The 13,049-nt window shown below is 43.2% G+C and carries 5 protein-coding genes; all 5 read left to right on the forward strand.

Annotated elements, in window-relative coordinates:
• Positions 1-7 precede the first annotated feature (7 nt).
• The 5 genes from HED61_RS04760 to HED61_RS04780 all read left to right on the forward strand — a co-directional run bounded on the left by HED61_RS04760 (position 8) and on the right by HED61_RS04780 (position 13,007).
• On the forward strand, positions 8-2,158 hold the full coding sequence (locus HED61_RS04760; RefSeq protein WP_219645209.1) for a glycoside hydrolase family 3 N-terminal domain-containing protein: 2,151 nt from the start codon (positions 8-10) through the stop codon (positions 2,156-2,158).
• A 16-nt stretch (positions 2,159-2,174) separates the two neighbouring features.
• Positions 2,175-5,456 (forward strand): GH36-type glycosyl hydrolase domain-containing protein, encoded by a 3,282-nt coding sequence (locus HED61_RS04765; RefSeq protein ID WP_021150591.1) that lies wholly within the window; start codon positions 2,175-2,177, stop codon positions 5,454-5,456.
• A 12-nt stretch (positions 5,457-5,468) separates the two neighbouring features.
• Positions 5,469-6,434, forward strand: coding sequence for a LacI family DNA-binding transcriptional regulator (locus HED61_RS04770; protein ID WP_003128108.1), 966 nt, complete (start codon positions 5,469-5,471; stop codon positions 6,432-6,434).
• A 622-nt stretch (positions 6,435-7,056) separates the two neighbouring features.
• The gene (locus tag HED61_RS04775; protein ID WP_021150590.1) at positions 7,057-11,985 is read left to right on the forward strand and encodes a hypothetical protein; all 4,929 of its coding nucleotides are present in this window, start codon (positions 7,057-7,059) and stop codon (positions 11,983-11,985) included.
• 308 nt (positions 11,986-12,293) lie between these two features.
• Positions 12,294-13,007 (forward strand): WxL domain-containing protein, encoded by a 714-nt coding sequence (locus HED61_RS04780; protein WP_021150589.1) that lies wholly within the window; start codon positions 12,294-12,296, stop codon positions 13,005-13,007.
• Positions 13,008-13,049 lie beyond the last annotated feature (42 nt).

Consider the following 13,049-nt stretch of genomic DNA (forward strand, 5'->3'; position numbering starts at 1 on the left):
AACAAAAATGGAAAAGACAAAATTGACGCACTTACTTGAACAAATGACTATCGATGAAAAAATCGATCAATTATTGCAACTGGCTGCTGCGTTTTATTCAGACAAAGCGGAAGAAAAAACCGGACCGATGAGTGATCTGGGACTGACCCAAGAAACCATCAACAACGCTGGAACAACGCTAGGCGTTTCCGGTGCCAAAGAAGCGATCCGAGTACAACAAGAATACATCAAAAACAATCGCCTGCAGATCCCGACGATTCTAATGGCAGATATTATCCATGGGTTTCGAACAATCTTCCCGATTCCATTGGCTCTAGGTAGTTCGTGGGATCTGAATGCTGCGGAACAAATGGCCGGAATTTCAGCTAGAGAAGCCGCTGTGTCTGGGCTCCATGTGACGTTCTCGCCAATGGTGGACTTAGTCCGAGACCCTCGTTGGGGACGAGTGATGGAATCTACCGGAGAAGATCCCTACTTGAACAGTCGACTTGCGGAGGCTTTCGTGAAAGGCTACCAAGGAGAAGATTTGACCAATGATTTTGAACGGGTCGCCGCTTGTGTGAAGCATTTTGCGGCGTATGGCGCAGCAATTGGCGGTCGTGATTACAACACAGTCAATATGTCTGAGCGTCAATTGCGGGAAAGTTACTTACCAGGCTACCAAGCCGCACTAGCAGCTGGGGCAAAATTGGTGATGACTTCCTTTAATACGGTAGATGGGATTCCGGCTACAGCGAATCGCTGGTTGTTCCGTGATGTGTTGCGAAAAGAATTTGGTTTTGATGGCGTAGTGATCTCTGACTGGGGTGCGGTCAAAGAAATCATTGCCCATGGCGCAGCAGAGGATGAGAAACAGGCGGCAGAATTAGCGATCAAAGCAGGCGTCGATATTGAAATGATGACGACTTGCTACAACGATTATTTGAAAGAATTGATCGAAGAAGGCGCTGTTGCGGAAGAGTTATTGGATGAAGCAGTATTGCGGATCTTGACCCTTAAAAATGATCTTGGTCTTTTTGAAAATCCTCATCGTGGGGCAGATGAAGCTGCTGAAGCTAGGGTCGTACTTTCGCAAGAACATCGAACAGCCGCGAGAGAAATCGCTCAAAAATCAATGGTTTTATTGAAGAATGAGAACATCTTACCATTTAAATCAACGGAGACGGTCGCGATCATTGGACCAGCGGCTCACTCTAAAGATATTTTAGGTGCATGGTCATGGCAAGGGAAACAAGAAGAAGCCGTTTCATTGATCGAAGGGAGCAAAGCAGTTTCAGAGAACATTCTTTATGGAAAAGAACCATTCGATTATTTTGCGCCAACAGAAGCAGCGATCAATGAAGCTGTTACATTAGCTAAACAAGCAGATAAAGTGGTTCTCGCACTAGGTGAACAAGACTGGATGAGCGGAGAAGCAGCGAGCCGCAGCGATATTCGCTTGCCTGAAGCGCAGTTAGCATTATTCAAACAATTGCAGGCAGTCAATGAGCAACTCGTTGTGACCTTGTATAATGGTCGTCCATTAGATCTTCAAGGCATTGATGAAGCAAAAGCCATCGTTGAAGCATGGTTCCCTGGAACAGAAGGTGGTCACGCATTAGCAAATCTTTTATGGGGACAATACAATCCAAGCGGCCGTTTGAGTATGTCTTTCCCAGAAACAGTTGGTCAAGTACCTGTTTATTACAATACTGAAACTACCGGTCGTCCTTATGAAAGTGCACCTGATGAAAAATATGTCTCGAAATATTTGGATGTCTCCAACTATGCAAAATATCCTTTTGGTTTCGGTTTGAGCTATCACGAGGCTCAGTATAGTGAGTTAAGTTTAGATAAATCACAACTGTCTGCTGAAGAGACACTGACAGTATCCCTTCAGATCAAGAATAATAGCGACTTTGCTGGTGAAGAAACCGTCCAGTTATATCTGCGAGACCTCGTTGGTGAAGTTGTCCGACCAATCAAAGAATTAAAAGGATTCCAAAAAGTATGGTTAGAACCAGGGGAAACCAAAGAAGTAACTTTTTCAATTACGGAAGATATGTTGCGTTACGTCCACAGCAATCAGGAAACATCCAGTGATGCTGGCACATTCCAAGCCATGGTCGGCAGCAACAGTCGCGATCTGCAGATGGCTACATTCAAATTCGTAAGATAAGGATAGGAAGGTTTATATGACACAATATATTACTCTTGAAAAGAATCAGACACGCCTGAGATTTTTGAAAACTGGGGATCTGTATGAAATAGATAGCAATGGCATGATGATCAATCAACTAAATGGCAATCCGTTAGACGGCAGTTTGAATCAATTGTATCTGCGAGTCTATACATCAGAAGGGATTCGTTGGACACCGATGGTCGGTTCTAATTCAGCCAGTAAGTTTGGGTATTCCCAACAGCAGTTGTCTTGGTCAGGAGAGTTTTTGGACGTTCATTATCAAGTGGACTTGCAACTGGCAGAAGATTGCTGGTTTTGGCGAATCCAGTTAACGGGTTCTGGAAAAGCAGATATCATTTATGGTCAAGATATAGGCAATGCACTAAAAGGAGCAGTTCAGTCCAATGAAGCGTATGTTTCTCAATATCTGGATCACCACGTGACTCAGGATAACGGAACGATCGTCGTCTCTTCTCGTCAAAATCAACCGCAATCCGGCAAATTTCCATTAGTCGAACAAGGAAGTTTCCAACCCTTGCGGAGTTATTCAACAGATGGGTATCAATTTTTTGGCAGAACATACAAGGTGACTAATTTGCCGCAAGCCTTAGCGCACGAAACATTAGCGAATGAAGTGTATCAATATGAATTTGCCTACATTGCTTTGCAGTCCGAGTCTTATCAGCTATCTGACGAAACAACAGAAGTCATTTTTTATAGTGCTGTCAAGGCAGATCAGCCACAAGCAGTATCCGGTCCGCAATTCGACCGCCCTTCTCTGAAGGAACAGTTTCAAAAATTGACTTTTGAGTCATTGACGACACAGCTACTTCCGGCAAAACAACTCGGAGCAGCATTGACTGGAGAGACCTTGTCAGAAGCAGATATTTCCGCGCTATTTCCAAAACAGGAAGCAATGGAACGAATCGATGGCCAAATGTATTCATTTTTTACCGAAAACTACCGTCACGTTGTGTTGAAGGAAAAAGAAAGTGCCGTGGAACGGGCTCATGGGCATATATTGCTGAGTGGCAGTGATCTAGTGGTAGATCAGCCGTTGCTTAGTACGACGGTTTATATGTATGGTATTTTCAATTCGCAGATCGTTCTAGGGAATACGTCAATGAATAAATTATTGAGTAACAGCCGTAATGCGTTGAATGTCATGAAACGATCAGGACAGCGGATCTACTTGAAAGAACAGGATACGTGGCGCTTATTGACGATGCCATCTGCGTTCGAGATGGGGCTGAACTCTGCAACGTGGTATTACAAAACAGCAGATGATTTGATCACGGTCACGACGTATACACTGCTTGACAGCCGTGAGATCCGAACGACGATCCATAGCAAAAAGGCTTATTCATGGGCCATCAGCAACCAGTTTTTGATGGGACCAGATGAAGAAGCACCGACAGCGGTTGTGAAAAAAGAGCAGCAAGTAGTGATCACAAGCGGGACTATGTCACCAGTAAAAGAAGCGTATCCAGAATTAACTTATTATCTGCAGGCGGATCAGCCTTTTGATGTGACAGATGATTCCTTGTTCTTACAAGAAAACAGTGATGGCGCACTAACTGTTCTGACATTTGCGGATCAGTCAGAAGTTACCCTTAAGATTCAAGGAACGTTGACCGGAGATCCTTACCGAGAACAAGCGTCTTCTAAGCAGCAAGAAGAAGCAAAATATGTGACGTTCATTGATTCACTGCTGAATCAATTTGAATTGACCCATGACCAAGCAGAAGTCCAAACTCTTAATTTGCTCTCTCGGTGGTACACGCACAACATGCTGGTCCATTATTTGTCTCCTCATGGTTTGGAACAGTATGGCGGTGCTGCTTGGGGGACCAGAGATGTCTCACAAGGACCAACAGAATTTTTCTTAGCAGTCAATCGTCCAGAGATCGTTGCGTCGATCATCAAACACCTCTTTGCCAATCAATTTGCCGACGATGGCAATTGGCCGCAATGGTTTATGTTTGACCGCTACGAAAAACAAAAAGCCGACGAAAGTCATGGAGATGTGATTGTGTGGCCAATGAAAGTCGTCAGCGATTACTTGGAAAAAACGAAGGACTTCGCGATTTTAGAAACGCAAATACCTTATACAGATCGCGAAACGTTCTTAAAGACAAGTCAAACTGCTTCTCTTTATGATCATTTACAGAAAGAGATTGCATATATCGAAGCGAATTTCTTGGAAGGTACGTATCTTTCATGTTATGGGGATGGGGACTGGGATGATACCCTGCAGCCAAACAATAGCAAATTGAAAAAGCAGATGGCCAGCAGTTGGACAGTTGCATTAACTTATGAAGTGATGAAGAAACTAGCGGCACAGCTGAAAGACTATGATCCAAATTATGCTGATCATTTACAAACCATCGTCAGCGGCATTCGTACAGATTTTGATAAATACATTTTGTCCTCAGGAACCATCCCAGGATTTGTTTATATGGAAGACCCTGAACATGTGGAATTGATGATCCATCCAGAAGACAAAAAGACAGGGATTCAGTACCGATTGTTGCCGATGCAGCAAAGCATGATCGGTGAATTACTTTCTCCGGACGAAGCCGAGCACCATTTAGGCATCATCAAAGAACACTTGCAACATCCAGATGGCGTTCGCTTGATGAATCGTCCAGCGGCTTATCATGGTGGGGTCAGTACGAATTTCAAACGTGCAGAGCAAGCAGCGAACTTTGGTCGGGAAATCGGGTTGCAATATGTTCATGCCCACATCCGTTTTACTGAAGCAATGGCCAAATTGGGACAAAAAGAAGAAACTTGGCATGCTTTAGGGGTCATCAATCCTATTCAGTTGCAAGAACGCGTGCCAAATGCAGAACTGCGACAAGCCAATGTCTATTTCAGCAGCTCTGACGGCGATTTCAAAACAAGGCTTGAAGCCCAAGAGAATTTTGGTAAACTTAGAGATGGAAGCGTCGGTGTAAAAGGCGGTTGGCGCGTGTACTCCAGCGGACCAGGTATCTATTTGAATCAATTGATCAGCAATGTCTTGGGCATTCGCGAAATGGCAGATGATTTGTTCCTTGATCCTGTCTTGCCAACTGAGTTATCTGACTTAACGATGACCTACCGGGTCTTTGATCAACCGGTTAAGATCCATTTTCACGAAGCGTCAAAAGAACAGGTATTGATCAATGGCCAACCGGTAGACTATACACTAGCAGAAAACAGCTATCGAAAAGGGGCCTTTTGTTTAGACAAATCAGCAGTGCTGCCGTTGTTCAATAAGGAAATAAATCATATCGATATTTATCGATAGAAAGGAGGAGCCATGGTAGGGATCAAAGATATTGCTAAAAAAGCCGGTGTGTCTATTTCCACTGTATCCTATGCTTTGAACGGCAGCCCTAAAGTGACGGAGGAGACGCGCGCCCGTATCCAAGCGATTGCTCGTGACTTGAATTATGTTCCGAACATGGCTGCTCGTACACTGAAGCGCAGACAAACGAACATCATTGGCGTGTACCTCGCAGACTACGCGGGGAGTTTCTATGGAGAGTTGCTAGACGGGATTAAAAAAAGTCTCGAGACTTTTGGTTACGAAATGATTGTTTGCAGCGGCAAAAAATCCCATTTGTTTATACCAGAGCGTATGATCGATGGAGCCATCATTTTAGATTGGACTTTTCCTTCAGAGGAAATTGAGCGGTATGCTCAGCGGGGACATCAAATCGTTGTACTAGATCGGATCCTCGATCATGAAAATATCCATCAAGTCCTTTTGGATAATAAAGGTGGTGCGGCACTGGCTATTGATAAATTGATTTCAGGTGGCAGCCAACATGTCTTTTTACTTGCTGGTCCTGAAAAAAGTTATGATAGTCAAGAACGGTTAGAAGCCAGTATCAAAGAGCTTACCCGATTTGGCATTTCCTATGATGTAATAGCTGGTGATTTTACTGAACCCTCAGGGTATCGGGGAGCAGAAGAAATTTTAGCAAAAAATCCGCTAAGACCAATCGATATCTTTGCCTTAAACGATGAAATGGCCATCGGGGTTTATAAGTATGTACGTAAAACAGACTTAAAAATCGGAGAAGATATCCGCATCATTGGTTTTGACAATACAGAATTAGGGGCGTTTATACAGCCGCGGTTGTCGACAATTTCTTACTCGAAGCATCGTTGGGGAATGATTGCTTCAGAGAAAATCGTCAAATCGATTCAAGGAGAGCAAGTAGAGGACGAGCATATCTATACAACATTTATTGATGGACGTTCTTTTCCAAATAATTGAAAATGAAGCACCAAACAGAGGACTGTTTGGTGCTTTTTTTGCGCACGGAAATAAAAATACATGCTGTTAAATTAGATTAATAGTTATTTTATTTTTTATGATTGTATTATTTTTCTAATGTTGTTTAGAAAAAATTATAAATTTTTTTTCGGTTATTATACTTTGAGTTATTTTATTTTAGAAAATACAGTGAATTATTATTCGTTATAACATTATTAATTCTATGAAATATAAATGATGTTAGCGATTTCTATATAGGGGCATCAAGTACAAATAATTCGGATAATAGATTAATTTTTCAGTGGTAAAGATTGCTTTATTATGTGATTTTTATAATCTTATTCTAATTATATCTCTTGAACTCTTACGTTTTTTTAGTATGCTAGGTGAAATTAACTCTAAATTTATCCTTTCCAAGCATTTCAAGTAAATGTCAAACAAACTGCCTGACAAGGCCAAAAATGAGAAGAAACAAGCGGTTAGGATGTCAATTTATAATCATAATTTTGGAATGGATGAAAAAAAATTATAATCCTTTTTTTATTTGGATATAGACTATGGATAGCATAATGCGTGTATTGCGCAATATTTTACTCATTTTCACTCAGTCAGGAGGGATAAAGTGAATCGTTTTTTAACCAATTTTCTTGTTTTTCTATTAGTATCTTCTCCTTGTTTTTCATATACAGAGGTAGTTGCACATGCAGAAAGTATCGCGCAAAAAAGTGAAACAACGGATACTTTAAACGAGTTAGAAAAGCTTAGCGATATAGATAATAAGGAAAGTATCACGAGTAACAGAGAAAGTAGCAGTGAAAGCAGTGAAGGTACCGCAAGTCAGGATAACGAAACAAACGAAACATCTGAAGCGACTGAAACAGCAGAATCGGATGAATCGCCAGCACATTCAGCATCTGAATCTCATTCCCAAGAATCTGTTACTAGTTCTTCACAAGAGTCAGAAGAACTGACGATAACCTTCAAAAGTGCTGAAGGGCGTTTGTTGGAAACAGGAGAAACAAGCCTTCAAATCAGCAAGAAAAAAGGGGAACGTCTTACAGCAACGGACATTCCTTCCTTTAAAAATCCGGCATCCTTTGAAGGCTGGCAGCTAGAAGGAAAAATTTATAGTAATGAAGCATTGCAAAACGTGGACCTAGATCATGATCAGATCCTGCTAGCAGTTTTTAAACAGGGCGTGAGTGTCCGGTCTAGCGGTTCCTTAGTAGACCTGTCCATCAAAGATATTATTGCAAGTGCAGATCCTTCACGACTTGTTGCCGTTCCAAGTCCTGCAGGCGATGGGGAAACTTACGCTGAGTATGCAAATAGTGTCGATGGCTTTCGGCAAGCCTTGTTTGATATGTATCAAAATGGCAATGGCGGTGAGTTTGCTTTGTATGTCGGATCAGGGGGTACCTTGACTTTACCGGCTGATCTGACAGCCAAAACAATACCAAGCACAGTAGACAGTAGCAATATCACGTTTTATGCATTACAAGGGAAAGTTAGTCGCTTGATATTAACTGGTCATGCTAACGATCCCATCACAGATGCGACAACATTGGCTTCAGGCAGTCGACGGGTTGATTTCTCAACGAATAATTATTTTGGCTCGGATATCGTGTTTCGCAATATCGACTATAGGGGATCGACGATTTACATGAACGGGCACAGTCTTTTCCTCAATGGGGGTGCCGTTGGAAATGGCTTTACGATATATGGTGGCACAAACAGTGGGGATCTGGAAGGCAATCCGACGATCCATGTGAATAACACGGGTTCAGGTACTTGGAATATTTATGGGGGCAACCAAAGCGGCGGAACGTTGAAGGGGAATGTAACGATCAACGTAAACAATACCGTCTCTGGGATAAGTACCATTGCAGGGGGAGCCAATGTTGGAACGATCGATGGCAATACAAAAGTAGCGATCAAGCAATTGAATGGCACATTGACAAACTATTATGGCGGTGGTGTTGGATCAAGTGCTACAAATGCAGCCAATGTGACTGGGAATGTTGAAACGACGATTGCTACGAAAAATGCCAATTTTCGGTTGGGAACGTTTGTCGGAGGGGTTCAGTATGGAACGATCGACGGTAGAATCAACAGCACTGTTTCCGGTAGTGGAGGCTGGACTGGGACAGCCAATCGTTTTATCGGCGGTTCCTATTATGGAAATATTGGCTCGGAACCTGCTAAAGATGCCATCGTAACGAATCTTGATTCGAGTCTCTATTCTACAGGCCGGGCAACTTTTGAAGGTGGTAATCGATACTCTGGCACAATCAATGGAAACATCGTAAATACGGTCAAAGCGGGTCCTAGCGCTAGTGTCGGTGGGATCGGTGATTTCAATGGCGGCGGCGGGAACAATGTCAGCACGCTCTCACAAAGTTCGATGGGAGCTTCGAATACAACGACTTACGACAATTATACTCCCGCACAACGGGCTCAATTAGCAGAAGCGGGAGCAAGTTTCAAAGTATACGGCAATATTACCTCCCATCTGGTCAGCGGTTCTTTTTCAAATGGTGCAACATATACTACAGCTGCAGGTCGCGGCGGTTATATTGATGGGAATACCACGATTGAAGTGGGGTCGATTACAGCAGATGGCAGTCCAGGTGGAGACGGTATTGCTTATAAAGGATCAAAACCGACCAACCTTGCTTATTCCACAACAACCAAAAATCGAGGGGAACTATCTGGCTGGGATATTGTCGGCGGTGGGGGAGATCCGGGAACTACCTGGAATATCTACATCAAAGGGAATACTAAAACAATTCTAAATAATACGGTTGCTCGCTGGACCTATGGCGGCTCTTTCTCTGGAGTTATTGAAGGAAATGCATCGAATACATTGAACTCAGGGATCGTAGACACCCTTGAAGGTACTGGCTATACCGGTAGAAGAGTCTATGGTAATGGTGAAACGACAGTCAATAACGGACAAGTGGATTGGTTCTTGTCTGGCGGCGGCTGGAACGATCTCTTGATTGGTGGGAACGTGGCAGTAACGGTTTATGATGGGGTGATCAATGCCTCTCTAGGGGCTTCATACGGAGATTCCAGTTCTCATACGATCAACGGAAATTCGAATAATCGGATTTTCGGCGGGAACTTTTCCGGTACCCCACGAACTGGCTCTAATGGTTTTTCTGGCGGTGTGACTAATAATGGCAGACTATTGGGAAATGCAAGTTTAACATTGGATTTAAGAAATTATGACGGTGAGTTTAAGCTGCCTAGCGGGACCAATATTTCTGGCGGAAATCCATTCAACAGTACAAATATTGTCGGAACAGATACATCCAATACGATTACGCTGAACATCTATACAAAACCAGGATCGGATGTCTTGAACGGTGCCACGATTTATGGGGATGGCGGCCGAACTGCTAGCAATACGAGAAGCGGCAAGATCATGATGAACATTCAAGCGGAAGATTCCAGTATTGGTAATTTATATACCACCTATTACTCGAATATTTCCTCTAATCAGATTTTGCGCGATGTAGAGATGCGTATTCAAGGGGCGAAAAGTATCAATGGGATCTCTGGCGGAAATGCAACGGACAATTTCACCAATGCAATCGTTGCTAACAGCACCAATCAAGTCAAAATGAATTTTGGCGAGAATGTAGATGGAACCAATGCTTACCAAGATGAGCCCATATCTATGACAGGATTAGGTCTCGTGAATTTTACCGAATTAACTGTGACTAACGGATTGACATTGATGGCTACCGGTGGGGATATAAAAAATGGGCGCTCAGCTACAGCGGCCAACCATAGTACGACTTATCACCAGTTTGGGACGATCCAGCTGTCGAAAAATGCCGGTATTGGAATTTCTTCAGCAAACAACATGATTTCAGGCAGTAAGTTAACCATCGAAGATGAGGCAACCATTGAATCTCCTCCGGGTACTGGTCGGATCAACCTTTCCGATTTTGAAGTGCCAGATTCAAAAAAAGATCATTTGACTTGGATCAAAAATACGGAGAATGATGCTGCAGCACGAGCAAAAAGTCAGGGCACTTGGTTTGGAGAAGTCACAAGCTACCAAGTATTGACTATCAATCCAGTTGCAAACAATGCGACGCCGATCACGCCGATCACTTTTAGCGGCATCGAAAAAGCGACTGGTAAAACATTCATTGGGGACAATGATGTGACGGGAGTCAATGGCTACGGAATTGCGATTCCTGGTTCAGTGATCGACTATGAAGTCGAAATGCCCGGTATCGCTGATGGGCAAGGTTCAATCACTCATGACGTGACAGGCGTTAAAGAAAATAATGCGCCACTTGTGATTCAAGCATGGGGAACAGATATTGCTGGCATCCAGGTTCAAAAAGGGCGGCTGCTTATTCCGTATACTGGGTCAAATTTACCGATACTGACCTTTACACCAGAAACCCAGAATAAAGGTTCTTGGTTTTATGCTGGACAGATCCAGTCAAGCAAAGTTGCTAGTGCGACAGAAACAATCCCAGAACAATCGTCTTCAGATCCAGTCGATTGGCAGATTCCCGATGGTGAATACAGCTATCAAGTGAAGGTTTCTTACTCGAATCAAGCTGAACTTCGTGCTCAGAACGCAATCATTACAGAACAAGAAGCTGAGAACCTCACTAAAGAAGATGCACTGGACTATTTGCAGGCACAAGGACGCCCATTCTTTACAGATAGTCTGACGGAAGAAGCAATAGCAGAGATTCAAAAACCATTGGGGTCAGCAACTTCTCGCAAGCATCTTGTTTCATTCAAAGCAGGAGCAGCAAATCAATCATCTGTAGAACAAGCAGTCAATCTGGTAGTCGTGAAAAATGAGAGTGCCTTGGCAAGCAATCGGCAATTCGCTGTCTTTGCCAAAGATAGCCGCTTAACTTTAGGGGAAGCAACGGCTATCACGAATCAAGCTGATTTAGCAGCATATACGGAAGCCGCAACGATTTTTGCTGATGGTCGAGACGAGCAGTTGCCGCAAGTTGCACCAGAAGCACTCGAATCGATCCAGCAAACAAGCGAAGAAGAGCTGCTAAAAAATGTCACAACTACGTATCATTTCACCGAAAATGGGCAAACTGCTGAAAAAACAGTGAATGTGGCGATCGCTGGTGAGTTGACCTTGAGCAGTGTACCGACAACTATCGATTTTGGGGCACAAAAAATCACTACCACCACTCAAACGTATTGGCCTGACATTCAAGGAGATTTGATTGTCAAAGATACACGAGGATCTGAACGAAGTCCTTGGCGGCTCACTGTGAAAGAACAGCAGAGCTTGAGTAATGGGACAGATCATTTAGAAAATACGTTGTTCTTTGTAAAAAATGGGGAAGAGCAATTACTAACAAATGGGGAAATTATCGTTGAAGAGACGCAATTGACCGAAAACGGCGACTATCATGTGAATCAAGAATGGGGAGAAACAGCGAATAAAGGTCTTAAATTAGTTGTTCCGGTAGAAAAGCAAAAAATAGGCGAATATAGCGGAACGTTATCCTGGCAACTAGTATCTGCTCCAGGCAATCCATAAAAGGCAGAAGAGTAAAGATAAAAATAGTCATTAATGCAAGTTTGCTCGGCTGATTATTCTTGTTTTTGGCAACTACCTTAGCTGCTGAAATAGGCGCGGATGACAGCAATGGCGGAACGTCATTTTATGGCGTTTAGGAATATCCAGCAAAAAATCCAAGACCATAGGCGAAAGTACTGAGAAATCAGCCATTCGACCAACAAGGACATAAAATCTTACCCACAACGGGTTCTGACTCTTCCAGTTAACTCGCGATGGGGGTTGCTTGTTGGCAGCACTAGGTATTTTATCAAAAAGGAGCAAATGAAATGAAAAAGAGTTTAATAACGATGGGTATCGTCATCCTTAGTTCAATAATCTTGCCGATCACCGCAGTTGCAGCAGAGTATACATCAAATGGGGCAATTATTTTTGAAACGGATAATGATCTCACTAAACCAGTCGACCCTACCGATCCGGAAAAACCAGTCGACCCGGTCGATCCCACGGATCCAATGGGACCAAATCCAGGAACTGCTGGGCCGTTGTCAATTGATTTTGCCTCCAGTTTCCAATTTGGCAATCAAAAGATCACATCAGAAACAATGGATTACTATGCAAAACTGCAAGAGTTCACTTCAAGTTTAGCAGGTCCGAATTATGTGCAAGTCACAGATAAACGGGGGACTCAAGAAGGCTGGTCTCTTAGCGTCATACAGAACGGTCAATTTAAGACAGCACAGAGTGAAGTGCTAGCAGGGGCTTCATTATCAATTTCTTCCGGAACAGCAATTTCTGTGACAGATAAGCAGTATGCACCAACAGTAGTAGAGAATCACACATTTGTTCCCAATAGTGAAATGAACTTGGTGAATGTCCCGGCAGGCAAAGGGATGGGGACTTGGATCTATCGCTTTGGTGCTGATGCATCAGAAGGAGCGGCAGCTGTAAAATTAAACATTCCTGGTCGTTCGGTTAAATTAGCCAAAGAATATCGAACAACCTTGACTTGGTACCTCAAAAATGTACCAGAGACTGAATAAGAAGGGGCAGAAAAGTGAAAAAAATAGTAACCGCAGCAGTAT

Origin of the sequence: Enterococcus gallinarum, from assembly GCF_021496385.1 — a bacterium.
Taxonomy (GTDB): domain Bacteria; phylum Bacillota; class Bacilli; order Lactobacillales; family Enterococcaceae; genus Enterococcus_D; species Enterococcus_D gallinarum.

Coding starts and splice junctions, on each gene's coding strand:
- HED61_RS04780 (WP_021150589.1), top strand. CDS start 12,294: ATGAAAAAGAGTTTAATAACGATGGGTATCGTCATCCTTAGTTCAATA.
- HED61_RS04770 (WP_003128108.1), top strand. CDS start 5,469: ATGGTAGGGATCAAAGATATTGCTAAAAAAGCCGGTGTGTCTATTTCC.
- HED61_RS04760 (WP_219645209.1), top strand. CDS start 8: ATGGAAAAGACAAAATTGACGCACTTACTTGAACAAATGACTATCGAT.
- HED61_RS04765 (WP_021150591.1), top strand. CDS start 2,175: ATGACACAATATATTACTCTTGAAAAGAATCAGACACGCCTGAGATTT.